19 protein-coding genes, 1 tRNA gene, 2 rRNA genes and 1 pseudogene (1 of these 23 running past the window's edge) are annotated in these 24,869 nt (G+C 57.1%); 16 read left to right on the top strand and 7 right to left on the bottom strand.

The features are described 5' to 3' along the window. From EOK75_RS07465 to EOK75_RS07455, 3 genes are all read left to right on the top strand, one after another. A 23S ribosomal RNA gene (locus EOK75_RS07465) occupies window positions 1-1,775 on the top strand; it begins 1,059 nt to the left of the window's first position. 175 nt (window positions 1,776-1,950) lie between these two features. Beyond that, window positions 1,951-2,065: ribosomal RNA gene (gene rrf / locus EOK75_RS07460) — 5S ribosomal RNA — on the top strand. 91 nt (window positions 2,066-2,156) lie between these two features. Then, a tRNA-Met gene (locus EOK75_RS07455) sits at window positions 2,157-2,233 on the top strand. A 240-nt stretch (window positions 2,234-2,473) separates the two neighbouring features. Here the strand turns inward: EOK75_RS07455 and EOK75_RS07450 are convergent. Then, on the bottom strand, window positions 2,474-2,911 hold the full coding sequence (locus EOK75_RS07450) for a MerR family transcriptional regulator (protein WP_137193293.1): 438 nt from the start codon (window positions 2,909-2,911) through the stop codon (window positions 2,474-2,476). 85 nt (window positions 2,912-2,996) lie between these two features. Here EOK75_RS07450 and EOK75_RS07445 point away from each other — a divergent pair, with 85 nt between their 5' ends. The 5 genes from EOK75_RS07445 (at window position 2,997) to EOK75_RS07425 (ending at window position 7,557) form a co-directional block, all read left to right on the top strand. Further along, window positions 2,997-5,264 carry a heavy metal translocating P-type ATPase gene (locus tag EOK75_RS07445; protein ID WP_137193291.1) on the top strand — a complete coding sequence of 756 codons (2,268 nt, stop codon included), beginning with the start codon at window positions 2,997-2,999 and terminating at the stop codon, window positions 5,262-5,264. A gap of 166 nt (window positions 5,265-5,430) precedes the next feature. After that, window positions 5,431-6,021, top strand: coding sequence for an SCO family protein (locus tag EOK75_RS07440; RefSeq protein WP_137193289.1), 591 nt, complete (start codon window positions 5,431-5,433; stop codon window positions 6,019-6,021). 3 nt (window positions 6,022-6,024) lie between these two features. Further along, entirely contained in the window at window positions 6,025-6,495 is a 471-nt protein-coding gene (locus EOK75_RS07435) for a copper chaperone PCu(A)C (protein ID WP_137193287.1), read from the top strand. Beyond that, a complete protein-coding gene (locus EOK75_RS07430; protein ID WP_168199177.1) occupies window positions 6,477-7,076 on the top strand; it encodes an SCO family protein in 600 nt (199 codons plus the stop codon). Before EOK75_RS07435 ends, EOK75_RS07430 begins: the two co-directional genes overlap by 19 nt. Before the next feature lie 13 nt (window positions 7,077-7,089). Next, complete coding sequence (locus EOK75_RS07425; protein ID WP_137193285.1) at window positions 7,090-7,557, top strand: DUF411 domain-containing protein; 468 nt, start codon at window positions 7,090-7,092, stop codon at window positions 7,555-7,557. 634 nt (window positions 7,558-8,191) lie between these two features. On the opposite strand, the gene torT is transcribed toward EOK75_RS07425, so the two are convergent. Then, complete coding sequence (gene torT / locus EOK75_RS07420; RefSeq protein WP_240793943.1) at window positions 8,192-9,205, bottom strand: TMAO reductase system periplasmic protein TorT; 1,014 nt, start codon at window positions 9,203-9,205, stop codon at window positions 8,192-8,194. Here torT and EOK75_RS07415 point away from each other — a divergent pair. Beyond that, the gene (locus tag EOK75_RS07415; protein WP_137193281.1) at window positions 9,183-11,972 is read left to right on the top strand and encodes an ATP-binding protein; all 2,790 of its coding nucleotides are present in this window, start codon (window positions 9,183-9,185) and stop codon (window positions 11,970-11,972) included. The genes torT and EOK75_RS07415 overlap by 23 nt on opposite strands. Here EOK75_RS07415 and EOK75_RS07410 read toward each other — a convergent pair. Continuing rightward, window positions 11,945-12,649 (bottom strand): response regulator, encoded by a 705-nt coding sequence (locus EOK75_RS07410; RefSeq protein ID WP_137193279.1) that lies wholly within the window; start codon window positions 12,647-12,649, stop codon window positions 11,945-11,947. The genes EOK75_RS07415 and EOK75_RS07410 overlap by 28 nt on opposite strands. A 114-nt stretch (window positions 12,650-12,763) precedes the next feature. Here EOK75_RS07410 and EOK75_RS07405 point away from each other — a divergent pair, with 114 nt between their 5' ends. From EOK75_RS07405 to EOK75_RS07385, 5 genes are all read left to right on the top strand, one after another. After that, window positions 12,764-15,433 (top strand): molybdopterin-dependent oxidoreductase, encoded by a 2,670-nt coding sequence (locus EOK75_RS07405; protein ID WP_137193277.1) that lies wholly within the window; start codon window positions 12,764-12,766, stop codon window positions 15,431-15,433. A 95-nt stretch (window positions 15,434-15,528) separates the two neighbouring features. After that, complete coding sequence (locus EOK75_RS07400; RefSeq protein WP_137193275.1) at window positions 15,529-16,800, top strand: molybdopterin molybdotransferase MoeA; 1,272 nt, start codon at window positions 15,529-15,531, stop codon at window positions 16,798-16,800. Continuing rightward, complete coding sequence (locus EOK75_RS07395) at window positions 16,797-17,324, top strand: DUF2478 domain-containing protein (protein WP_137193273.1); 528 nt, start codon at window positions 16,797-16,799, stop codon at window positions 17,322-17,324. Before EOK75_RS07400 ends, EOK75_RS07395 begins: the two co-directional genes overlap by 4 nt. After that, window positions 17,314-18,321: a GTP 3',8-cyclase MoaA gene (gene moaA, locus EOK75_RS07390; RefSeq protein ID WP_137193271.1), complete on the top strand. Its 1,008-nt coding sequence runs from the start codon at window positions 17,314-17,316 to the stop codon at window positions 18,319-18,321. Before EOK75_RS07395 ends, moaA begins: the two co-directional genes overlap by 11 nt. 25 nt (window positions 18,322-18,346) lie before the next feature. Next, window positions 18,347-18,664 (top strand): carboxymuconolactone decarboxylase family protein, encoded by a 318-nt coding sequence (locus tag EOK75_RS07385; protein WP_137193269.1) that lies wholly within the window; start codon window positions 18,347-18,349, stop codon window positions 18,662-18,664. 77 nt (window positions 18,665-18,741) lie between these two features. On the opposite strand, the pseudogene EOK75_RS07380 reads toward EOK75_RS07385, so the two are convergent. The 4 genes and pseudogenes from EOK75_RS07380 to EOK75_RS07345 all read right to left on the bottom strand — a co-directional run. Further along, window positions 18,742-19,022 (bottom strand): annotated as a pseudogene (locus EOK75_RS07380) (ParB/Srx family N-terminal domain-containing protein); the annotation flags it as partial. Between the two features lie 703 nt (window positions 19,023-19,725). After that, window positions 19,726-20,187: a hypothetical protein gene (locus EOK75_RS07365; protein WP_137193268.1), complete on the bottom strand. Its 462-nt coding sequence runs from the start codon at window positions 20,185-20,187 to the stop codon at window positions 19,726-19,728. Between the two features lie 631 nt (window positions 20,188-20,818). Next, window positions 20,819-21,724, bottom strand: a complete 906-nt coding sequence (locus tag EOK75_RS07350) for a bestrophin family protein (protein ID WP_137193267.1) — start codon at window positions 21,722-21,724, stop codon at window positions 20,819-20,821. A gap of 40 nt (window positions 21,725-21,764) precedes the next feature. Further along, on the bottom strand, window positions 21,765-22,634 hold the full coding sequence (locus tag EOK75_RS07345; RefSeq protein ID WP_137193265.1) for a LysR substrate-binding domain-containing protein: 870 nt from the start codon (window positions 22,632-22,634) through the stop codon (window positions 21,765-21,767). A 185-nt stretch (window positions 22,635-22,819) separates the two neighbouring features. On the opposite strand from EOK75_RS07345, the gene EOK75_RS07340 reads away from it, so the two are divergent. Then, on the top strand, window positions 22,820-23,935 hold the full coding sequence (locus EOK75_RS07340; RefSeq protein ID WP_205965499.1) for an S-(hydroxymethyl)glutathione dehydrogenase/class III alcohol dehydrogenase: 1,116 nt from the start codon (window positions 22,820-22,822) through the stop codon (window positions 23,933-23,935). Between the two features lie 60 nt (window positions 23,936-23,995). Beyond that, window positions 23,996-24,835 carry an S-formylglutathione hydrolase gene (gene fghA, locus EOK75_RS07335; protein WP_137193261.1) on the top strand — a complete coding sequence of 280 codons (840 nt, stop codon included), beginning with the start codon at window positions 23,996-23,998 and terminating at the stop codon, window positions 24,833-24,835. Window positions 24,836-24,869: the final 34 nt, after the last annotated feature.

Genomic DNA, 24,869 nt, shown 5'->3' with positions numbered 1-24,869 from the left:
GACGGCCAAAACAACCAGGAGGTTGGCTTAGAAGCAGCCATCCTTTAAAGATAGCGTAACAGCTCACTGGTCTAGATAAGCTGTCCTGCGGCGAAGATGTAACGGGGCTCAAACTACGAGCCGAAGCTCAGGATGTGTAGCAATACACGTGGTAGCGGAGCGTTCTGTGATATAGGACGCTGTGTCTTTAGTACCTTCGGGTATTACGGACACAATGTGCTTTCTGTGAAGCCGGGCTGTAAGGCATCCGGTGGAGAGATCAGAAGCGAGAATGTTGACATGAGTAGCGACAAAGAGGGTGAGAGACCCTCTCGCCGAAAGTCCAAGGGTTCCTGCTTAAAGCTAATCTGAGCAGGGTAAGCCGGCCCCTAAGGCGAGGCCGAAAGGCGTAGTCGATGGGAACCAGGTTAATATTCCTGGGCCGTGAGGTGGTGACGGATTGCAGAGGTAGTTTACCCTTATCGGATTGGGTAGGCTGCTGAGTGGTCCCTGGAAATAGCCCCTCTATAAGACCGTACCCTAAACCGACACAGGTGGACAGGTAGAGAATACCAAGGCGCTTGAGAGAACCACATCAAAGGAACTCGGCAAAATGCCTCCGTAAGTTCGCGAGAAGGAGGCCCCACTTTTAGGCAACTAGAGGTGGGGGGCACAAACTAGGGGGTGGCGACTGTTTACTTAAAACACAGGGCTCTGCGAAGTCGTAAGACGACGTATAGGGTCTGACGCCTGCCCGGTGCTGGAAGGTTAAAAGGAGGGGTGCAAGCTCTGAATTGAAGCCCCAGTAAACGGCGGCCGTAACTATAACGGTCCTAAGGTAGCGAAATTCCTTGTCGGGTAAGTTCCGACCTGCACGAATGGCGTAACGATCTCCCCGCTGTCTCTGATGTGGACTCAGCGAAATTGAACTGTGTGTCAAGATGCACACTTCCCGCGGTTAGACGGAAAGACCCCATGCACCTTTACTATAGCTTCGCACTGGCATCAGGATTGAGATGTGCAGGATAGGTGGTAGGCATTGAAGCGGGAACGCTAGTTCTCGTGGAGCCTCCCTTGAGATACCACCCTTCTTACTCTTGATGTCTAACCGCGGTCCGTTATCCGGATCCGGGACCCTGCGTGGTGGGTAGTTTGACTGGGGCGGTCGCCTCCTAAAGTGTAACGGAGGCGCGCGAAGGTTGGCTCAGAGCGGTCGGAAATCGCTCGTTGAGTGCAATGGCAGAAGCCAGCCTGACTGCAAGACTGACAAGTCGAGCAGAGACGAAAGTCGGTCATAGTGATCCGGTGGTCCCGAGTGGAAGGGCCATCGCTCAACGGATAAAAGGTACGCTGGGGATAACAGGCTGATGATGCCCAAGAGTCCATATCGACGGCATCGTTTGGCACCTCGATGTCGGCTCATCTCATCCTGGGGCTGGAGCAGGTCCCAAGGGTACGGCTGTTCGCCGTTTAAAGAGGTACGTGAGCTGGGTTTAGAACGTCGTGAGACAGTTCGGTCCCTATCTGCCGTGGGTGTAGGAGATTTGAGAAGAGTTGCCCCTAGTACGAGAGGACCGGGGTGAACGTTCCACTGGTGGACCAGTTATCATGCCAATGGTAGTGCTGGGTAGCTATGAACGGACAGGATAACCGCTGAAGGCATCTAAGCGGGAAGCCCCCTTCAAAACAAGATCTCCCTTGAGAGCCGTGGAAGACCACCACGTCGATAGGCCAGAGATGTAAGTGCAGCAATGCATTCAGTTGACTGGTACTAATTGCTCGATAGGCTTGATTTGATCCAGAAAAAGCAAGGTTCATATGAACCAAGCATTCGGAAATAAAGTCAAAAGCAAACATCACTACGTCACAAAGTGACGGCAGTGTAAGAACATGGAACAATGATAAAGCCGCATAGCTTTATCACTGATGTTGTTACTTCCTGAATACCTCAGGAAAACGTTTCTTTCTCGGTTTGGTGGTCATAGCGCGAGCAAAACACCCGATCCCTTCCCGAACTCGGCAGTTAAGTGCCGCCGCGCCAATGGTACTGCGTCTTAAGACGTGGGAGAGTAGGTCACCGCCAAACCTAGTAAGAAACGTATCTCTCATAACGATGACAAAAATGACCCCAATCCTACACAAGGGGCACTATAGGGCCCAACAAAGCGCCCAACCGTCGCGGGGTGGAGCAGCCCGGTAGCTCGTCAGGCTCATAACCTGAAGGTCGTAGGTTCAAATCCTACCCCCGCAACCAAAAAATATAAATAAAACAAAGACTTAGAATCCGACAAAAACAATTGTGTATGACCCGCGCAAAAACAAGTCAACGCTGAGTCAACGTTTTGCAAGTCCCTTTGAAATCCAGGGGGTTTTTTGCGTTTTGCCATGATCAGCCGCGCTGGTCCTCAAGGGGCACCACAACTGCATTCTAGTGGGTGTTGCTAAGCAGAACCAATATCGGTCAGAAGCAGAGATACGTTTCTAAACGATGGCGTCATTGGACAGCTTGGTCCTTTTGGTTATGCTCGTGGCTGCAAAGGTCATGGTTCCCCAGCACCTTGATTACGTGGCAATCTGCGATTGTGCCCTGCGCGCATTGAGCGATCATACGTTCCAGTTCTACTTCCAGCGCCCGCAAGCGGACAAGGCGATCCCGCACAGCGACAAGTTGTGCCTTTGCGATCTGGTCAGCCGCCGCACAGGATTGATCGGGGGTGTCGGACAGGCTGAGCAGATCGCGGATGGCCTCCAGCGTAAAGCCCAGATCACGGGCGTGACGGATAAAGGACAGTCGGTCCATTGTGGCGGTGCCATAAAGCCGCTGGTTTCCGGCACTTCGCTCCGCTTCTGGCAATAGACCGATCTCTTCGTAATAACGGATCGTCGGCACCTTGACGCCGGCAGTCTTGCTCAACTTTCCGATGGTCAGCATGAAAAACCTCTTGAACCTCTAGTTGCTAGAGACATTAAACATGGGAATCAATAAGGGCAATGCCTTGACCAAGCCGGAGATAGATATGACCAAATCACCCCCTGAACAAACTGATAGCAGTTGTGAATGGACCGTTTCCGGCATGGATTGCGGATCTTGTGCCAACAAGATCAAGGATGCCGTGGGGCGGCTGCCGGGGGTGTCTGGTATCAGCGTGGCGCTGATGACCGAACGCCTGCGCTTGACACTGGATGAGGCGCAAACGCCACGCGCGCGGGTTGAGGCGATGGTCAAATCGCTTGGCTACGGCATTGCACCAAAGGGTGAGGCCGCCGCGCGCAAGGGGTTTGTAATGCCCGAGCAGGCGGGTGCGCAGGATCATTCCAATCACGACGGCGATGACCATGACCCTAAACCCAGCCCTGATGCGGGTCACGGTGGTGCAGGCCATGTGCATGATGACCCCGCCGACAGCGGCAAGCGGTGGTATCAGACTTCCAAGGGCCAACTGGTCATCGTGACCGGTATTCTTTTGGTGGTCGCCTGGGGCATCGAACTTTTGACTTCGTCCGAGATAGGCTATTGGGCGTTTTTCATCGCCTGCCTCATCGGTGTAGCACCCGTGGCCAAACGGGCCTTTGCCGCGCTGCGCGTCGGCCAGCCTTTTACCATCGAAAGCCTTATGACCATCGCCGCCATTGGCGCGCTGTTCATCAACGCAGCAGAAGAGGCGGCGCTGGTGGTGTTCCTGTTTGCGGTCGGCGAAGTGCTGGAAGGGGTTGCGGCCAACAAAGCGCGTGACGGCATTCGCGCATTGGCAAACCTTGTGCCCAAGACAGCGCTGCTGGAGGAAAACGGCGTTACCCGTGAGGTGCCCGCTGAAACGCTGACCATAGGTCAGATCGTTCTGGTGCGGCCCGGTGATCGTATCCCAGCAGATGGCGATATTGCATCTGGAACCAGTGGCATCGATGAAAGCCCGGTGACGGGCGAAAGCGTGCCGCGCACCAAAGGTCAGGGTGATGCTGTCTTTGCAGGCTCGATCAATACCGAAGCCGCATTGCGCGTCACGGTGACCAAGGCCGCGCAAGACAACACTATTTCGCGCATCATCCAACTTGTGGAAGAGGCCGAGGAGGCCCGCGCGCCGACCGAACGCTTCATCGACCGGTTCAGCCGTTGGTATATGCCTGCAATCGTTGGTGTGGCCGCGCTGGTTATCCTCGTGCCCCCCCTTATGTTTGGTCAACCGTGGGACACGTGGGTTTATCGTGGATTGGCACTTCTGCTGATCGGGTGCCCCTGTGCGCTGGTGATATCGGTGCCTGCGGCGATTGCGTCGGCCATGTCTGCGGGCGCGCGCAAGGGGCTGTTGATGAAGGGCGGGGCGGTGATTGAGGCGGCAGCCAAGACCACCCATGTCGCTTTTGACAAGACAGGCACCCTGACGCATGGCCGCCCGGTTGTGACGGATGTGGTGACGCTGGGCGCGCTGAATGAGGAAGCCGTGTTGTCGCTTTCGGCAGCGGTTGAAGCCGGGTCGAGCCATCCACTTGCCACGGCAATCTCTGGCAAGGCCAAGGACGCAAATGCGCCTGTATTGGCGGCGCAAAACGCCCGCGCGATCCCCGGCAAAGGGGTCGAGGCGGTGATTGATGGCGCATCTGTATGGGTCACCAACCCCAAATATGCGATGGAACAAGGTGGATTGGACGGTATTGGGTTGCGGCGTGCGACAGCGCTGGAGGAAGAGGGAAAAACGGTTGCTGTGCTTTATCGCGCCCGCGAACCGCTGGCCTTGTTTGCGTTGCGCGATGAGCCGCGCCAGGACGCCGCCGATGCTGTGCGCCAGTTGCGCGCCATGGGGATCACCCCAGTGGTTCTGACAGGCGACAACCCACGCACCGCAGCGGCCATTGCGGGCGGCCTCGGCATCGAGTTTCAGGCGGAAATGATGCCCGAGGACAAGCTGGCGGCGATCAAGCAGATGGGCGCAAGTGGCCATGTGATGATGATTGGTGACGGCATCAATGACGCGCCCGCGCTGAAACAGGCGTCTGTTGGCGTGGCGATGGGGTCGGGCACCGATGTGGCGCTGGAAACCGCAGATGCCGCCATTCTGCGCGACCGGGTGACGGATGTGCCAGCGCAAATTCGGCTGGCGCGGGCGGCTATGGCCAACATCCGACAGAACGTGACACTGGCGCTGGGGCTGAAGGCGGTCTTTCTCGTGACTTCCGTGTTGGGAATTACTGGGCTGTGGATCGCCATTCTGGCCGATACTGGGGCCACAGTGCTGGTGACCCTGAACGCGCTGCGCCTGCTGCGCTTTGATCCTGAGCGGGAGGGTTGACGTGATATCGCTGTTTGGCTGTTCGGGCAGGCTTACCTCAATGACTGCGACAACGTACCTCGCTGGATCTGGATCTGGATCTGGATCCGGCCACCGTTGCCGAAGGTGATGAAAGCTGATGCGCAAGACTGGTTACAACGACAATCGTTACAGGAGACAGCCTACTATGAGGCTTCGACATATACAGATCGGACTTTGGATCATGGCCGGGCTTGCGGCCTTGGCCTATGGCGCCTTGATTCTGCGACCACAAATGAACGCACAAACCCAAGAAGCCACGTTTCGGCCTGCATTTTCCTTGCCCGATGGCGCGGGCCAGCTTCGCACAACAGCCGATTTCGCAGGCAAGTTTCAATTGGTGTTCTTTGGCTTCACCAATTGCCCCGATGTCTGCCTGACCACCCTGTCCGAAGTGGCGCAGGTGATGGACGATTTGGGGGATGCTGCGGAAATGGTGCAACCCATCTTTATCTCGATTGACCCCGAGCGTGATCGCAAGCTGGGCATCGACGGTTTTACACAAGCCTTTCACCCTGCAATTCTGGGTTTGGCAGGCGACATCGGGGGCACACAGGCCGCCGCCGAAAGTTTCAGGATTTTCTTTGAGCGCGAGGATGCGCCGAATGCCGCAGGTGGCTACACCATGTCGCATAGCTCAGCCCTTTACCTTATCAGCCCGAAAGGTGATTGGTTGCGCCAATACGACTACGGCACACCCGCCACTGAAATACTTTCCGATCTGAATACGAGGTTGTGACCAATGAAAACCACCGTTCTTGCACTGTCACTCTTGTTTGCGGCCCCGATGGCGCAAGCTTGTGAAACTTTCACAATTGGCGATATCAGCGCCCAGAACGCATGGTCCCGCGCCTCTATCGGAACGGGGCGGCCAGCGGTTCTGTATCTGGAAATTACCAATAACGGCACCAGCGATGACGCCCTTCTTGGCCTCACGACACCGGCGGCCAGCATGCCGATGCTGCATGAAACCACTGTCACAGATGGTGTTGCCGCGATGCCTCATGCCGCATCCATTCCAGTTCCAGCAGGGGAAACCGTAGCCCTGTTACCAGGGGGATTTCACGGGATGCTCATGGGCCTGACCGATCCGCTGGTCGAAGGCCAAACCTTTCCCATCACCCTGACGTTCGAGCAGGCAGGCAACCTTGATGTCACCGTTGATATTCTGTCGATGCGGGCAAAGGGGGCGGCGTGCGACGACGCCAGATAATGCTGTTCCTTGCTGGGGTGACAGGGGCTGCGGCTTTCACGCTGGGACTGGGGGCGTGGAGGACTCGCAACCGTTCCGTCCATAACCCGCTTTTACCATTGCCCCTGACATCAATGGACTGGCGTCTGACCAATCACGTCGGGCAGGAGGTCACACCTGCAGATTGGCGGGGACGCCCCGCAATGGTGTTTTTTGGCTTTACCTACTGCCCCGACGTCTGCCCAACCACGCTGCTTGATATCGCCGACTGGTTGGAGGCCCTCGGCCCGGACGCGGACAGGCTGACGGTCGCGCTGATCTCAGTCGATCCGGAGCGAGACACGCCGGATGCGCTGGCAAATTACATATCCCATTTCGACCCGCGCATCATCGGCCTGACTGGAAGCGTGGGTGCTACCGCCCGCGCGGCCGCTGACTTTCGCGTCAGCTTTAAGAAGGAGCCTTCCGGGGACGGCGACTACACCATGAACCACACTGCAGGCGTTTTCCTGTTCTATGCCAACGGGCAATTTGCCAGCATCATTGACTTCCATGAGGATCGGCGATTCGCTGTACCTAAAATACGCCGTATTCTGGCCTGAAAAGGAGCTAACCATGCCCATCACCACATTGACACGCCGCCACTTGATACTGATTGCCGGAGTCGCAGCTATTGCTCGCCCAGCCTTTGCTGCAGAGCCCTTCATCCATATCGTCAAAGATCGAAACTGCGGATGCTGTACGGCTTGGGTCGATGTTTTGCAGGCTGAAGGCTTTACGGTCACCACCGAGGACAGCCTTGGAACATTGCTGATGCGCTACAAATCGGACAACGGCATCCCGCAGGACATGATATCGTGCCATACCGGCCGGATTGATCAGTATATGCTTGAAGGCCACGTGCCACCTTCCGATATTAGACGTCTTCTGGTCGAGCGTCCGGACGCCATCGGCTTGGCCGTTCCTGGCATGCCCTACGGCTCGCCGGGAATGGGGCCGGAAAGCGAACGCGAGGCATATGACGTGTTCCTGATCCGGCGCAACGGCACGACTGAATTCTTTTCGCGCTATGAGGCTGCGTAGACCCATCGCACCGTAAAATATTCCCGCACACATTCGCATCTTGCCTGTCCTTAGGGCAGTGTTTGTGGCACCTCGACATATTTTCGACCCAACTTGACAATACTATCGCGTGTTCTTTGTTGATTAATTGCGATGCAGCAACCGCATGATGATTTGCCTCGAACCCATCGGCTTTGTGGAATATGTTCAGAATAGCGCCCTAAACCGCGCGTGACAGGTGATGTTGGTGTGTGCCATACTGTGTATACGGTAAACCCCAGCGCCATGGAGATGTGTATCCGTAAAGTGGGCCGGGCGTGAGTTTGCGGGTGAGGCGTCTGGCGCTTCCTGCTGGCAAATCTTCCAGCCTGTCTATAAACGGCATGCCTGCATTTGATCACGCAGCACCGCGTAGTTACTCAGCATGCGCACGACAACAACCTCTTGGGGCAGAGCATCTTCCTCAACGGATCATTCACGCGCGGCTTGCCATGACTTTTCGAAAAAAGGTCAAAGCCTAGACATTTGTTCATCCGTCAGCCAGTAAAGATTGCTCAAAGCCCCCTCTGAGTTTGGGAACTTGGATCGCGCCCGCTTGAAAGGCTCAGGCAATTTTATGGGTCAGGAACCTAAAGCTAACCAAACACAAAACGCTTTAATCAATAGCCGGAAAGTAATCCGCCGACGAAATCCTGACACGCTGCACGCTTTGCGCCCCTTTTGCCAAAAGCACAACATCCGGCCCCACCGACGCCTCAGAGTTATCTGACGCATTGGCATTAACAGCTTGCCGGATCGCCAGGATCCCCTGTCCGATTGGATCATCATAGGATGCAGCTAGAACATCGCCATTCATCAAACCGCGCAAAACCGTGTGGCTGATGTAAGTCGAAAGCAGTTTGGGCGCTTGTGGGCGTTTCTGTGCCGCGAGCAGGCCAATTGCGGCCTCAACAGCAGGTGCGCTCCCGATCAGAAAATCAGCCTCGGGATGCTGTTCCAAGGCCGTTTCGACCGCTGCGAGTTGCTGGCGCAGCCCTGTATCATCCTCAAAAACGCCGGTGATCGTAACCGCACTGTCTGCAAGCCCATCACGCAAACCCGCCTCAAGTGGACCCGTCCAGCCAGCAATACGCGGCCCCGATATAAACACCGCAGTTTTGGGCGGTGTGCCTTTCGGATGCAATTCGCGCAGATGGTGGCCAATAGCAAAGCCCATGTCTTGCCAGTTGACACCGACCCGCCCGCTCAGCGCATCTGAATGAAGCTCGTTGACCAGCCCGAAAACAGGTACATCCTGCGCAATACGCGCGATAGCCTGCGAAAGTTCAGGGTGGTTTGACGTAACCGCCCCGATCAAGATCGCATCAACACCCCGCGCGGCACAGGCGTTCAGCAATTTGATCTGCTCTGTGCGCGCATGATACCCGCCTGCCTCATAAAGCAGCAATTCGACATTCTGGCGCGCGGCCTCTTGTTCAAGCCCATAGCCGACACTAAGCCAGTATTCATCCTTGAAATGGGGAACCAAAACACAAAACAGCCGCGCTTTCTGAGTGGGTGATGCCGTAACGGGCGCACCCCACATCATCAAACAAATCGCACCAAGTGCGATTGAACAGCGCAGGGCGGCCCCGTAGAGTTTGCTTATGCGCAAAACAAGATTTGACACGCGACTGATCCAGATTCTCTCGGCTATGGCTGTGCTGGCCATTATGGTGGGTGTGGCGGCAATCGCGGTCAACCGCTATCTGGTGCGCAGCCATAAAGAGTTGATCGAGACGAGCCTCCCGGCGATGGAACTGGCAAGCCGCATTGGTGCTGCCACCGAAGTCGTCGGCACACTCGCGGTCGCTTTTGAGCAAGCCGACACCTCCGAGGACTTTGACCAGATCACTACGGCCCTTAGGGCTGCGGTCAGCAACATAGAAGCAGGCGCGCGCGAGTTGGAAAGCATCAGCCTTGGTTCTTCCGCCAAGCTACCGCCCTCACAGGCCGCAGTAATCGCGGCGCGGATGGCGAAAAACGGTCATGAAGACGTGCGCCTGAAGGTACGAATTGCCCATGTTGAGCTTGGCATCGCGGATGCAGGTGCGCAGCTTGCCAGCCTGATTGAAGCTGAAACAGACCTTGCCCGTCTTCGGATCACGGCGGGAATTGTCGGAATTTACACCGACATCGAAGCCAATCCGCGCGCGGCACTTGATACGCTGGCAGACCGGCACTTCTTTGCCTTTGAGCGGATCACCGAACTCGCGCGCATGATTGACGCGGTGCGGTTGGAGCTTCAGCGCGTGCCAAATACCACAAGCATTGAAGAGATCGCGCACCTGCACGCCGAATTAGGCGGGCAACTCGCCCTCATAACGCGCCGCCTTACCTATCTTCCGACACTCTCGGCACGCGAAAAGGCTGCAACCCTTTTGCAACAGCATCAGGATGCTCTTGCAGACGAGGGTCTGATCGGCCTTCAGCGGAAGCGGCTTGCGGTGCAACGCGCAATCACCGCCGATAGCGATAATTTACGCACAGTCATTTCCCGGCTGTCGGAGCGGGCAAGGCACGCGCGCGATACCGTGCAAGCTCAGGGGCTTGAAAGGATCGCCGCGGCGCAAACTCGGTCGTCTCAAATGACGGCGGCGCTGCTTGCTTTGGTCGCGGCTGCCGTCATTGCTGGTGCTATCTTGTGGCTTTATGCGCGCAAACAGCTGGTCACACGTATGGGCAACCTGTCGCGCCGCATCGTCGCGGTTGCGGGCGGCGATTACGATGCGCCTATGGCAATCAGCGGGCATGACGAGATTGGACGCATGGAAAAGGCGCTGAACATCCTGCGTCGCCGTGCAACCGATGCCGACCGTTTGCGCGGCAACCTCGAAGAGGCCGTCATTGCGCGAACCGGGGATGTCGTGGCCGAGATGAAGGCGTCTGACACCGCCCGCGCCGAGGCTGAGGCCGCCAACAGCAGCAAAACCGAGTTTCTTGCCCGCATGAGCCATGAAATCCGCACGCCGCTGAACGGCATCATCGGCATGCTAGATTTACTGGAGGCTGACGAGCGCGACCCCGCACGGAAAGAGCGCGCCCTTGCCGCGCTGAACTCGTCGCGCGAATTGCTTGAGATCACCAACGACATCCTGAACTATGCTGGTGCCGAAGATAGCGCGAACCGCAGCAGTCCCGTTCATTTCCTTCTGCGCGAGCTTGTCGGGCAGCTGGGCCAGCAGTTGCAATCACTCGCCGCGCAAAAGAAACTGGACGTCGCAATCCACCTTGCCGAGCCTGCACCGATGGTATTGTTGGGCGACGTGGTCAAAATCCGCCAGATTGTCGGCAACCTTATCTCGAACGCCGTAAAATACACCAAACGCGGCAGTGTCGCGCTATCTGTCGATCACGCGATTGACGCGCAGAGCGGGCAGCCCGTGATCAGCTTTAGTGTCACTGACACCGGTGTCGGCATGACACAAAACGCCGTCACACATGCGTTTGATGCTTATATGCGGACCGATGCTGCAAAACGGGCTGGCATTGAAGGTATGGGGCTTGGGCTGGCCATCTCGCGCAAGCTGACAGAAGCCCTTGGCGGAGGGCTTAGTGTTGCTAGCGAGCCTGGCGTTGGCAGCCAGTTTACACTGACGTTACCGCTTGCAATGGGTGATCCGGCTCTTGCCCGCGACGAACCTGCCCGATTGCCAGACATCCAGTATGGCCAGAACGTGTTGGTTATCGACGATCATCCCGTCAATCTGATGGTCGCGCGGGGCTATCTGGAGCGGCTCGGCTGCCATGTTCACGTCGCAGCGACAGGTACAGAGGGGCTGAAAGCCGGTGCTGAACAGAAATATGACCTTGTACTGATTGATCTGGATTTACCCGATATGCGCGGCGAAGAGGTTGCCGCCCAGCTTCGCCTACACCAAGATGCCCCCCTTCTTGTGGCACTGACTGCGTATATGATCGAAGATACGGTCGACAACCGCGCAAAAATTGGTGTGGCGCGCATCCTGCACAAGCCTGTTTCTGCGCGCGCCTTGGCCGCAGTGCTGGCCAAAGTTCTGGGCGGCAACACATCAAATGCGGCGGCAGAATCATCCGAGCTGGACTTGGTTCTTCAATGCTTGCGCGAAGATATGTCAGACCTTGGCGCAGAGACGACGGGGCTTATTGTCGGTGAGTTTCTTAAGGACCTGACCGCAGCCGTTAACGCGGTCATTAACACATCAGGAGTTGTTCAGCAAAAGGCGGCGCACAAGCTCAAGGGCGCAGCTGCAAATTTCCGGCTAGAGAGTTTTTGCACCGCTTTGGCACTTGTTGAAGCAACAGCGGACGACGACGCTCTCAAGGCTATGCAACAGCTCGCAGACGAGGCCGCGCGCACCCTTGCAACAGCCGCAAGCTCTGCAGGGCTTCAGACAGATGCAGGGTCGACAAAATGATAGCCCTGCCCATGCATTGTAAGAATCCACTCGGGATTTGTAGGGTCTTTCTCCAGCTTTTTGCGCAGCCGCCCCACAACAACATCAATCATCCGGTCACTTGACCGCATCGTCTCGCGTCCGATTATTTCCGACAGGCGTGCGCGGCTCAGCGTCTGGCCGGGATGGTCGGCAAGTGCTGCCATAATCTCAAACTCTTGCGAGGTAAGGCTTTCAATTCGAGCCGCTGATACCAGCCTGCGCCGGATACGGTCAAAGCACCACGGGCCAAAATTCTCAACCGGCGGCGGGCCTTCGGGCGCTTGCCCGATATCGGCAATCCGCGACAAGAGGTTCTTCACCCGCGCCGCCAGTTCGCGCTTGTCAAACGGCTTGACCACGTAGTCGTCGGCACCCATTTCAAGCCCGACGATCTTGTCGATCTGATCATCGCGCGCCGTGAGTAAAATAATCCCAACCCGCGACGCCGCACGCTGCTCGCGGGTGATGGTCAGCCCGTCCTTGCCCTCAAGGTTGATGTCAATCAGCAACAGCTCGGGCGGGTCTGTCTGCATGATCGCTTCCATTTCACCCGCGCCCTCGGCCTCGCTGACGCGATAGCCCTGCGTGCGCAGATAGGCTGCCAAGCGCATGCGCGTCGTACGGTCGTCTTCAACAATGAGTATGTGCTGTGCCATTGCTCGAGTTTACATTTCTTTACATCTTCGAACAAGTCAGTTTGCGCAAAATCAAAGTCCAATGAAGGCCGCTTTGATAGTGTGGCGACAAGAAGTTCACCCTAGGAGGTTTTCATGTCATTCACCAAACCAACCCGGCGCTTGTTCCTGCAAGGCGGCGCTGCCATGTTCGGCTCAACCAGCCTGCTGGGTACAACTGCACTCGCCGGACTTGACCCCAATTCATATGGCGATCGCATCTTCCACGCAACGCATTTCGGCTCATTTGAGGCGATCGTGCGCGATGGCAAGATGATCGCCATCGATTCCGTCGAGGATGTCGACAAGCGCCCGACAGCGATGTTGAACATCGGCGTGTTGGACCGGACCTACGACAAGTCCCGCATCAACTATCCGATGGTGCGCAAGTCCTATCTGGCAGGCTGGGAAACCGGTGATACCAAGCCCGAGCTGCGCGGCCGTGAGGAATACGTCAAGGTTGACTGGGACACCGCGTGGAGCCTGACGGCCAAAGCCCTGCTCGACACCGCCGCCAACCATGGCAACCGGGCGATCTTCAGCTCGTCCTATGGTGGCTGGTCGAACGCAGGCAGCTTCCGTCCCAACGTTCTGCAAGGGCGTATGATCAACCTGATCGGTGGCTGCACCAACACGGCTGGTGACTGGTCGGCCGGTGCGTCGCAGGTTTCACTGCCGCACATTATCGGCGATATGGAAGTTTACTCGCCACAGTCCGCGTGGGAAACCATCCGCGACGAATGTGACGTCTTTGTTCTGGTCGGTTGCGACCCGATCAAAAACAACCGCATTGAATTTACGGTGGCTGACCACGATATGTCTCAGCGCTGGGAAATGATCCGCGATGCAGGCGTCAAGTTCATCTCGATCAACCCGCAGAAAACCGCCTCTGACGAGGTTCTGAATGCCGACTGGGTCAAGATTGTACCGAATACGGACGTGGCACTGTTCTGCGCTATGGCCAACCATGTGCTGGAAATGGGCCTGCAAGACCAAGCCTATATGGACAAGTATACAGTCGGTTCCGAGAAATGGATCGCCTATGTCAAAGGTGACGATGACGGCGTGGCCAAAACACCTGAATGGGCGGCCAAGATCACCGGCATTGACGCGGCGAAAATCCGGGAACTGGCCGAACTGTTCGCCAAATCCAACACAAACATTGCTGGTGCATGGTCGCTGCAACGCGCCCAGCACGGCGAGATGACCCATTGGGCCATCATCAACTTTGCCTCACTGACAGGAAAAATCGGCAAGCCGGGCTGTGGCGTTGGTTTCTCGTGGCACTATGGCGGTGGCGGAATGCCGGCATCTGGCAAGGCAACACCTGTGGGCATGTCTCAGGGGCGTAACTTTGTGACGACTGTCTGCCCTGCCAGCCGGATCACTGACATGCTGGAAAACCCCGGCAAGGAAGTCTTCTACAACGGCAACACCCACACATACCCTGATGTGAAGGTGATCTTTAACGCCGGTAACAACTTTATGAGCCACCAGCAGGATACCAACCGGCTGATCCGTGCGCTTGAAAAAGTCGAAACCGTTGTCAGTGTTGACGTTTGGTGGACAGCCGCAACACGTTGGGCTGACATCGTTATGCCTGCGGCATCGACGCTGGAGCAAAATGACATCAGTGTCGGCGGCACCTATTCCAACGACAAGATCTATGCGATGAAAAAGGTGATCGAACCTATTGGCGACAGCCTTCCAGATTACGAAATCTTTGAAGGTCTGGCTGACAAACTCGGCATCTGGACGCAGTTCACCGAAGGCGAAGACAAGATGTATCACATCAAGCTGGCCTATGCCGCGACAGATGCAGCCAAGCATACGCCGTTCGAGGAGTTCTGGGAAAAAGGCTATGCCCGCCAAGAGGTGCCCGAGGCAGCCCATAAGTGGACACGCCACAACGCGTTCTACAATGACCCCGAAGGCAGCCCGCTGCACACGACATCCGGCAAGATCGAAATGTTCTGCGAAGACTTTGCAAAGCTTGAGATCGAAGATTGCCCCGGCATGCCAATGTGGATGGAAAAGCACGAGTACCTCGGCAACGCCAAAAAAGGCCAACTGCACGTTGTATCGCCGCACCCGTGGTTCCGCCTGCACAGCCAGATGGACCAGTCGGAAAAGCTGCGTGAACTCTACAAAATCCAGGGCCGCGAGCCTGTCCGGATCAACACCGAAGACGCCGCATCACGTGGCATCGAGGATGGCGATCTGGTCGAGCTTTACAATGATCGTGGCACAGTGATCGCAGGCGCTGTTATCAGCGATGAGATCATGAAAGGTGTGGTCTCGATCTATGAAGGGGCATGGCCGTCGCTTGACAGCAAGGGTCGCTGTAACTCGGGTCTGGTCAACTTCCTGACCTCGACACAGCCATCTTCGGGTCTTGCTCAGGCGACAACAGCGAACACTGTCCTGTGCAGCATGCGCAAATGTGAAGACCCGGAAGGTCCGAACATGGCCTATGAAAAGCCTCCCATCATCGAGGACATGGAGATCGCCGAGATCGACGAGGACAAGCTGGGCCTTGACCGTCTCGAAGCCCTGACCGAAAAACTTTATGCTGACATGGGCCCGGGTGAAAAGATGTACTACGAGCGCTGCACTGTTTGCCACGCGCCTCGTGAAGTCACCCACTTCACCACGCAGCAGTGGAAGGGCATCACACCGTCGATGTTCCCACGTGCAGGTCTCGAAGGCGATGAGGCTGAACTTGTCATGGACTTCCTGATGAAGAACGCCTCTGACGCGATGTAAGCGTTGGTATAAAACAAGCAGGGGTCCGGATTGAACGGCCCCCTGAACTTCGAAAACAAAACATAATTCGCCGAAACGAATTAAAGGAGAGGGCAATGCACATCGCTCCCGTAACAGGCGGCTGTAGCTGCGATACCCTCTCTGATGCCACAGAGATGATGAGCCTCAGCGACGCGCTGGACCGCGCCCTTGCACAGGTCGCGCCGATCCCCGACATACACACCGTTGCGCTCGCCCAATCGTATGGCCGCACCACCGCCAAAGCCGTATGCGCCGCCGAGGCGATGCCGTTTTTTGACAACTCCGCCATGGACGGCTTTGCGCTGCGCTGCGCAGACCTTGTTGGCGTGAACCGCCTGCCAATTGCCGGAACCGTATCCGCAGGCGACAGCCCGCGCGCGCTGCCCCAAGGGACGGCGCTCCGCATATTCACAGGCGCACTGCTGCCACAGGGCGCTGATGCGGTTGTGATGGTCGAGCGTTCCCATGAGGCACAGGGCCATGTCTCCTTTACCACCATTCCGTCAGTTGGCGACAATATCCGCCGCGCCGGCAGTGATCAAAGCGCCGGGCAGAAACTGCTTGCTGCGGGCACCCGTATCGGCGCGCATCACATCGGCCTGCTGGCTGCCAATGGTATCGAGCATGTTGACGTTATCCGCCGCCCCTGCGTTGCTGTGTTCTCAACCGGAGACGAGTTGCGCAGCGGGCAACGCAAGCTTGGCCAGATCCCCGATGCAAACCGCCCTATGCTTCTTGCCCTTGCAAGTGCCGCAGGGGCTGACGTGACCGATCTGGGCATCTTGCCCGACGATGCAGAGGCCACTGCAAGAGCACTCAAAAATCTCGGCGCGCATTACGATCTGATCCTCACCTCGGGCGCGGTTTCACTTGGCGGCAAAGACCATATCATTGAGGCCCTCGTTGCGGCTGGCGGCACTGTTCAGGGCTGGCGCGTGGCGCTTAAACCCGGCAAGCCGGTTATGTTTGGCAAGCTGGGGTATGCCGCATTCACAGGCCTTCCGGGCAACCCCTTTGCGGTGCATGTGGGCTTTCACATGTTTGTTTTGCCGCAAATCGCCCGCATGTTGGGCGCAAAGCCTGCACCTTTTGCGCCTGTGCCCGCTGTCGCAGGGTTTGACTGGTCGCGCAAAGCTGGCCGTGCCGAGGTTTTTCCCGTGCGCCTTGCTGCCTACACCGCAAGCGGCCTGCCCGTTCTGGAGCGTCTGGGGCACAGCGTCTCGGCAACTCTTCTGCCGCTTGGTAAAGCTGATGGCCTTGCCATTGTCCCCGCCGATTGTCGCGAAATATCAACTGGCGCGTCACTCTACTGGCGCCCCTTCTGCCTTTCAGGAGAGCAAAAATGAGCTTTTCCCCCCTTGCCGCCATCCGTTTTGAAAGCAGCGATATAGATGGTTTCCTCAACACAATCGCCGAAGCGCTGACAGCCAGTGGCTACCGCGTCCGCGGCGCTTTGCAAACCCGCGGTGCCGAGGGCGGCGAGTGCCACTGCGCCGATATGGATCTGACAACGCTCGGCTCGCAGCAGGTGTTCCGCATCTCGCAACCTCTGGGCAACGGCTCGCGCGGGTGCCGCCTGCATCCCGGTGCTTTGGCGGACTGTTCTGCCTTCATTGAACAAGAACTGGTGGCTGGCGCCGATTTGCTGATCCTCAACCGTTTCGGGCGCGGCGAAAGCGAGGGGCGCGGTTTTCGTGACCTGATCGGAAAGGCGATCGCGCTGGATGTGCCTGTACTCACCGCCGTGCGCCCGACATATGCCAAAGACTGGGAAGAGTTCGGCGCAGGCGTGGCCTGTGATTTGCCGATGGATCGCGCCGCCGCGCTGCGCTGGTTTTCAGCGGTTCAAGAGGCGCGCCATGCCGCTTGATAATACCACCGCTCCGCTCATTGACAGCTTCGGGCGCAAAGTCACCTATCTTCGCCTTTCTGTGACAGACCGCTGCGATCTGCGCTGCACCTATTGCATGGCCGAAAACATGACATTTCTGCCTAGGCGCGAGGTCCTCAGCCTTGAAGAACTCGCGCAGCTCAGCGATGTCTTCATCCGCCATGGTGTGCGCAAACTGCGCCTCACAGGGGGCGAGCCTCTGGTGCGCCGTGATGTAATGGATTTGTTCAAAGACCTGTCTAAATATCTGCAATCCGGCATGCTTGACGAGTTGACCCTGACAACCAACGGGACATTGCTGGCCAAATATGCCGAGACCCTTGCCGCCTGCGGCGTGAAACGGGTCAATGTCTCGCTCGACACGCTTGACCCTGCGCGCTACCGCGAAGTCACCCGCATCGGCGATATCCGCATGGTGCTTGCCGGTATCGACGCCGCCATTTCGGCAGGCCTGCAAGTCAAGCTGAACGCCGTTGCCAGCCGTGGCGCGTTTGAAGACGAGGTCGACGCGCTTATCGCCTTTGCACATGCGCGCGGTGCCGACCTTACCCTGATTGAAGAAATGCCGCTGGGCGACACAGGTCTTGACCGAAGCCAGAGCGTTCTGTCACTGCGAGATCTGCAAGCAGACCTCGCTAAGCGCTGGACACTGACGCCACAACGCAAAAACTCTGGCGGCCCCGCGCGCTACATGCGGGTAGAGCAAACCGGCGGGCAGATCGGCTTTATCTCACCGATGTCCTGCAACTTCTGTGCGCTTTGTAACCGCGTGCGCGTCAGCTGCATGGGGCAGCTTTATACCTGTATGGGCGATGAAGGATCAGTTGATCTGCGCGCGCCTTTGCGCCATTCTGAAACAGCCGTCGAAGGTACAATTCGCGCCGCTTTGATGGCCAAGCCCGAGCGCCATAGCTTTGATCTTGACCGCATGGCAGAACCCGCTGTGACACGCCACATGTCCGCCCTCGGCGGATAAGATACGAATCCTGAAAGGATATTTCATGACCAAAGACCTCCCCGGTGCCGCCGGCGATCTCGCCAAAAGCCAGCCAGAAATCTGGTCCGCCTACTCAGCCCTCGGTGAAGCCTGCGCAGAGGCCGGTAAGCTGTCAGCGCGGGAGCGCCGTCTCGTCAAACTCGCACTTGCCATTGGAGTCGCTTCGGAAGGCGCCGTTCACTCACACGTCCGTCGCGGACTGGCCGAGGGTATTTCTGCCGATGACATGACACAGGTTTCCCTGCTCGCAATAGGCCCGCTCGGCTTCCCCCGCGCCGTCGCTGCAGGAACGTGGATTTCGGATATTATCAAAAAATCATAACGTCTTAAAAGCCCTACAAGGCTCATCATGTCCGATCCAAATAGTGTGGTCCCTTGGCTCAACCTCTCGAACGCGGCCAGCTTTTTGTCTATGATCCGGTAGGCCCGGCGCTGCGCTTCGGTAAGATAGCCGGGCTTCGCCGAGTCCAAGAAGCGCCGCCGCCAGCACACAGCCATGGCCAGCGATCAGCTCCCCGTCAGTGGCGACCAGCTACCGGCACTGTCTAGCCGAACTCGGCCATGCTGGCAGCGATCTTTGCAAACTGATTGGCATCATGGGTCTTGGCATTGCGGACGTAGGGTTTCAGCTGAGCGAGGGGCCAGTGTCCGATCCGGCCCGGCAGCAGCGGTGCGTTCATGCGGCCAGCCTCTTGGCTTTCAGGTCGGCAAAGGTCTCGCCTGAGACGGCCAAGACCGCATTGGCGCCAGTGAATTGCTGCCAACACTCAACGGCCACATCGGCATAGGCATCTTTTTTATGGCTGCTTCTGGCATAGCCATGCAGGCTGTCGATATGCCACGGTACCGTCGACGCGCCCGGAGTTCTGGAGCGCCAATTTTGATGCGAATGTCGTCCGGGACGCGGCAGTTTGATCCGCGCTTCTCGAATGTGGATGGCGGGTGGTAACTGTGTGGGAGTGCGCCTTGCGGACTGAAATCGGCACTGTGTCTGCTGTTGACTTGGTGGCGGGATCGCTTTCTTGCGGTGACGCCCTGATTTGGGTGGGTAGGTTGGTCTCGGATTTGCGCCGCATAACCAAGCCAGCTCCGATATCGTGACCGGAGAGCTGGGATGCGTCTTACGAGAGCATGAAAAGGGCAGTAGAGGGGACTGATGTAGGGACCGCATTCATTTCCATGGCCGCCAAGGCTGGTTTTTCAGCGTTGCCGCAGTCAACGCGAGCTCCCGCAACAAGCCACCCGCCATCAGCCCATCCCGCACCCAGCCCAGCGCCTTCCACCAATTCTCATAACCGCTCCGGGCGGAGTGGACCTGTTCCGGATGCGGCCGCCATGTGACGGGGCAGGCTAAAACATTGATCGTGCGACATTTGTCGCGTGTCAGCTCCCGTTCGGTCCCGACGTCGATTGTGGTTGCGCGCTAGCTATCCCGAGCGGGTCCGGCGTAACCAGTCTCCGCGCCAGCATGGCGTCGCCGGTGGTATTGCTGATCGTGCTGACCGGCAGGTAGCGATCTGAATTTACGAGGTTGGCGTAGAAGGCTGCCAGATCATCGGTGCTGGGTCTGGGCGTCGGATCGACATTCTGGGTACGCTTCCATTTCTGCGCCTTCGCCGCAGCTTGTGCGTCGTGCCCTGCTGCACGTTCCATGAACCGATCAAGGGCTTTGGGGCCATCGGGCGGGTTGGGATGAACGTGGCGGGACTCAAGAGCGATCTTGATGATCCGATCCTCGGACAAACCGAGATCATCGATCCAGCGACGAACGTGCAGCCTTGCTGGCAAACCCTCCCACCAGGCGGGCAGAGTGGCGTTGGCCGCAAAGCCAAACGCAGTCAGCAACTCTGTAAAGAACCGATCAAAATCGGAATCGCGCGCTTGCGCGCCCTCCTCCTTTACAGGTTTGCTTTAAGGTTTTCTTACAAGGTTAGCGTCCAGATTTCGGGCACAGCTTTCGGCATTTTCCGGACACGGCTTGGGACAAAATCCGCACATGGCTTCCTTAGGGATCACGTGTCCGAAGTCTGGGCACGGCTCTCCCGAGACGCTGGTTGAGGGAGTAATTTCAGGCACAGTTTCGGTATTGGAGCCGAGAGGTAAAACCCCGTGTCCGATTTCCGGACATGGAACCACATCGGCCGGTGTGAAGCCGGGTTCAAATCCCAAAATGTAGCGTGTCGGCATCTGGCGTTTGGTGACGAGATCGATGGTCCAGCAAGCCTAACAAGTCGATGGCATCGTCGGTGTGTCCGACGACCACACGGGCCGCAAGGATGACCAGTGTGTCTGGGTATCGCGTACAATCGGCCAAGACGCCCCGTGCTTCGGCCAAGCGATCTTGAATCCAGTCGCCGATGGCTGGCTTGGCAATAAGTGAGTGAAACAGGGGGGCGGTCAGCGACGGCCACCTGTGCGCCGAGGGCGGGGCACCTCTTGCAATTGCAACCAGTCGTGCACGCCATCGCGGGGTACCCTAAGTCAACACATGGTCTATTGCGGACATTGCAGCAGGCGGCTGGCGACCTAGTGTTTCGCAAGCGGAGATTTCGATCACACGGCACATCGCATCCAACGGCAGCCCGTTCTGAACATTGCGAAACGGCAGTTCCAATTCATTGGTCACCGCTTGCAGGCCAAAGAACACATAGGCCACGACAGCGGCAAATACTGGTGCGAACCAGGTCGTGGAATCGATCAGCGCAAACGGTAGCAACCCGCAGTAAAGATAGGTCGTTCGGCGGACCAGCAGCGAATACACGAAAGGCAGCGGCGTTGTCACGATCCACTCACATCCGGCTTGTGACAGCGCCAATGAGGACAGGGTTTGCGAGACGGCCATCTGACCAAATCCGCTAATTGCGTCCTGTTTGGCCAATTTGCTGACATGATCGGCCATAGACCGCAACGCCGCATCCGCGGGGTTTTTCTGGGCGAGCATCGCCGCGGATTTCTCCTCGCCAATCCAAGCAACGATATCAGTTCGCACGTCGACATTTCGCAAGAACCCGCGATGAAGATGGGAAAATGCGACGGCGCAGGAAAGGATGTGCTCACGCTCGGACCCCTTGCCGACAAAGATACTCAGGTGCCGGCCAAGATTGCGCACATCGGCAATCATGGCGCCCCACAGCTTGCGCGCCTCCCACCAGCGATCATAGGCCGCGTTGTTGCGGAACCCAAGAAACAGCGACAAAGCGACGCCAAATATCCCCATGGCTCCGATCGAAATACGCGGCAGCGTGACGACATGTTGATCAATCAGGAGGACCAACACCGACAACAGCGCGACGCCGATAATCCTGCCAATAATTTTCGGTACAACCGATCCTTGCATGACAAAGAACAGCTTTAGCGAGGATGGAGAGTCCCGGACGATCATCTGATTTTCCACTTCGAGTACATTTCTATAATACGCAAGTTCAGCCCAATCCTTGGCCTAAATGGTCGAGCAGCAGCCGCACATTTGGCGACAGATGCCGGTTGTGGGGATAGATTGCCCAGATGCCATCGTCCGGTGCGCGAAACTGGTTGAGAATCGGCACCAGCCGTCCCGCGTCTAAATGCACATGAACATAGTAGTCCGGAAGGTGGATAATCCCGGCGCCCTTAAGCGCCGCATCAACCAATGCCCAGCCGCTATTGCAGCGAAGGTTGCCTTTGACGCGGATATGACGCGATTTGCCCTCTTCTTGAAAGCGCCAATAGTCCAGCGTGCCCTGCAGGCAATTGTGCTGGTCCAGTTCAGACAGCGTATGCGGCACACCATGCGCTGCAAGATAATTGGGCGAGGCGCAGACATAATGGCTGCGGCTTGCCAAACGTTTCGCCATCATGGTGCTGTCTTCCAGCTCGCCCAAACGGATCGCCAGATCATAGCTTTCCGCAACCAGATCAAGCCTTTGATTGCTCAGGGTCAGATTAACCTCCAAATCCGGATAGCGCAGGATGAAGTCGTTCACCAAAGGCGCAATCTTGTTTTCGCCATAGGTTACCGGGGCGGTCAGGTTCAACCTACCTTTGGGCGTTTGGTGCAGGTCCGAGATCGCGCGTTCCGCCTCGGCCAATCCATCAAGCACCTGTCGGCAGTGATTGTAATATATCTGGCCGGTATCGGTGATCGTAACCTTGCGGGTGGTACGATAGAACAGCTTTACCGCAAGCCGCGCCTCAAGCGCCCCGATCTGGCGGCTGACCTGCGCAGTTGAAATCCCCAATCGTTTCGCAGCAGCGGTAAAGCTTTCAGCCTCTGCGACGGCGACGAATTCGGAGACACCCTCCCAGTTGAACATAGTGGTCTCCCTTGTCACCGCATGGTTTGCAGGAATTCATCAATATTATTGCTGTATGGTAATGGTTATTTGCTAAATTTATCAATTATCACCTGAAATGGAATGATGTAAACCTTCAACATCAGCTGCAGATAATGCGGTTCGTTTCTTAACCAACGCAAAGCGAGTCCCCTATGACCGAGATGATCAAATCCCGCGCCGCCGTCGCATGGGCCGTCAACCAGCCCCTCTCAATCGAAGTGATTGACGTCATGCCGCCGCAAAAAGGCGAAGTGCGCATCCGCATTATTGCCACCGGTGTATGCCACACAGACGCATTCACGCTGTCGGGTGACGACCCGGAAGGTATTTTTCCAGTTGTGTTGGGCCATGAGGGCGGCGGCATTGTCGAATCCATCGGCGAAGGTGTTACCAGCGTTGCCGTGGGCGACCATGTGATCCCGCTTTACACACCCGAATGTGGCGAGTGTAAGTTCTGCAAATCCGGCAAGACCAACCTCTGCCAGAAGATCCGCGAAACCCAAGGCAAGGGCCTGATGCCCGACGGCACTACCCGTTTTTTCAAGGACGGCAAGCCGATCTTTCACTATATGGGCTGCTCGACCTTCTCGGAATACACCGTGCTGCCGGAAATCTCGCTGGCCAAGGTGAACCCCGAAGCCCCGCTGGAAGAGGTTTGCCTGTTGGGCTGTGGCGTCACCACCGGCATGGGCGCGGTAATGAACACCGCCAAAGTCGAAGAAGGTGCGACCGTCGCAATCTTTGGCATGGGTGGTATTGGTCTGTCGGCAGTCATTGGTGCAACCATGGCCAAGGCCAGCCGGATCATCGTGATCGACATTAATGAGAGCAAGTTTGATCTGGCCCGCAAACTGGGTGCGACCGACTTCATCAACCCCAAGAACTACGACAAGCCAATTCAGGACGTGATTGTCGAACTTACTGACGGCGGCGTTGACTATTCGTTCGAATGTATCGGCAACGTCAATGTCATGCGCTCGGCGCTGGAATGCTGCCACAAGGGCTGGGGTGAATCTGTCATCATCGGTGTTGCGGGCGCAGGTCAGGAAATCTCCACCCGTCCGTTCCAATTGGTGACAGGCCGCGTTTGGCGTGGGTCGGCATTTGGTGGCGTCAAGGGCCGGTCGGAGCTGCCCGAATATGTCGAGCGCTACATGAAAGGCGAGTTTGCGCTGAATGATTTCATCACCCACACCATGGGTCTTGAGGACATCAACCAAGCGTTTGATTTGATGCACGAAGGCAAAAGCATCCGCACCGTCATCCACTTCGACAAGTAAACCAATCTCCCGGTCGCGCCCCTTGTGGCGCGGCCTTAACTTCCAAGCAAGAGGTGCAGCATGTCACTCGAAAACACGAGCGTTAACAAAAGCTATGGTGGCTGGACAAAGCATTATTCTCATCATTCAGAAGTGCTGAACTGCGATATGCGGTTCGCGATCTATCTGCCGCCTCAAACGGCAAACGGGCAAAAGGTGCCTGTAGTTTATTTCCTGTCCGGGCTTACCTGCACCGACGAAAACTTCATCCAGAAGGCCGGTGCGCAGCGTATGGCTGCGGAACTGGGCATTGCGATTGTCGCACCGGACACCAGCCCGCGCGGCGACGATGTTGCCGACGATGAGGCTTATGATCTCGGTAAAGGAGCGGGATTCTATGTCAACGCGACGCAGGCCCCGTGGAACCGTCACTATCAGATGTATGACTACGTAATGAACGAACTGCCACAACTGGTTGAGGCGACATTCCCTGTCACCGACCATCGTTCTATTTTTGGGCATTCGATGGGCGGTCACGGTGCATTGGTAATGGCGCTGCGCCATCCGGACCGATTTAAATCCGTGTCCGCGTTTAGCCCGATCGGCAATCCAGTTGATTGTCCTTGGGGACAGAAAGCGTTTACCGCTTATCTCGGTGAGGATCGCAGCACATGGGCCGAATACGACGCCAGCCTGCTGATGCGCAAAGCCTCTGGCGCCGTTCCCGCACTTGTCGATCAGGGCGAGGCCGACAATTTCCTTGCTGAACAGCTAAAGCCGGAAACACTGGAAGCGGCGGCAAAGGCCAGCGGCTATCCTCTGGAGCTGAACCGTCGCGAGGGCTATGATCACAGCTATTACTTCATCGCCAGCTTCATCGACGATCACCTGCGGTTCCACGCGAAGCATCTGAGCGCCTAACGCCTCGGTTGCATAGATCCACACGGCACTTCTT

Origin of the sequence: Pseudorhodobacter turbinis, from assembly GCF_005234135.1 — a bacterium.
GTDB classification, from domain to species: domain Bacteria; phylum Pseudomonadota; class Alphaproteobacteria; order Rhodobacterales; family Rhodobacteraceae; genus Pseudorhodobacter; species Pseudorhodobacter turbinis.
This window is presented reverse-complemented; position numbering and strand designations above follow the sequence as displayed.

What these genes read in the sequence shown, in the direction of transcription:
- EOK75_RS07450 (WP_137193293.1), bottom strand. Translation starts at nt 2,911, where the DNA reads ATGCTGACCATCGGAAAGTTGAGCAAGACTGCCGGCGTCAAGGTGCCG.
- EOK75_RS07445 (WP_137193291.1), top strand. Translation starts at nt 2,997, where the DNA reads ATGACCAAATCACCCCCTGAACAAACTGATAGCAGTTGTGAATGGACC.
- EOK75_RS07440 (WP_137193289.1), top strand. Translation starts at nt 5,431, where the DNA reads ATGAGGCTTCGACATATACAGATCGGACTTTGGATCATGGCCGGGCTT.
- EOK75_RS07435 (WP_137193287.1), top strand. Translation starts at nt 6,025, where the DNA reads ATGAAAACCACCGTTCTTGCACTGTCACTCTTGTTTGCGGCCCCGATG.
- EOK75_RS07425 (WP_137193285.1), top strand. Translation starts at nt 7,090, where the DNA reads ATGCCCATCACCACATTGACACGCCGCCACTTGATACTGATTGCCGGA.
- EOK75_RS07415 (WP_137193281.1), top strand. Translation starts at nt 9,183, where the DNA reads ATGCGCAAAACAAGATTTGACACGCGACTGATCCAGATTCTCTCGGCT.
- EOK75_RS07410 (WP_137193279.1), bottom strand. Translation starts at nt 12,649, where the DNA reads ATGGCACAGCACATACTCATTGTTGAAGACGACCGTACGACGCGCATG.
- EOK75_RS07405 (WP_137193277.1), top strand. Translation starts at nt 12,764, where the DNA reads ATGTCATTCACCAAACCAACCCGGCGCTTGTTCCTGCAAGGCGGCGCT.
- EOK75_RS07400 (WP_137193275.1), top strand. Translation starts at nt 15,529, where the DNA reads ATGCACATCGCTCCCGTAACAGGCGGCTGTAGCTGCGATACCCTCTCT.
- EOK75_RS07395 (WP_137193273.1), top strand. Translation starts at nt 16,797, where the DNA reads ATGAGCTTTTCCCCCCTTGCCGCCATCCGTTTTGAAAGCAGCGATATA.
- moaA (WP_137193271.1), top strand. Translation starts at nt 17,314, where the DNA reads ATGCCGCTTGATAATACCACCGCTCCGCTCATTGACAGCTTCGGGCGC.
- EOK75_RS07385 (WP_137193269.1), top strand. Translation starts at nt 18,347, where the DNA reads ATGACCAAAGACCTCCCCGGTGCCGCCGGCGATCTCGCCAAAAGCCAG.
- EOK75_RS07350 (WP_137193267.1), bottom strand. Translation starts at nt 21,724, where the DNA reads ATGATCGTCCGGGACTCTCCATCCTCGCTAAAGCTGTTCTTTGTCATG.
- EOK75_RS07345 (WP_137193265.1), bottom strand. Translation starts at nt 22,634, where the DNA reads ATGTTCAACTGGGAGGGTGTCTCCGAATTCGTCGCCGTCGCAGAGGCT.
- fghA (WP_137193261.1), top strand. Translation starts at nt 23,996, where the DNA reads ATGTCACTCGAAAACACGAGCGTTAACAAAAGCTATGGTGGCTGGACA.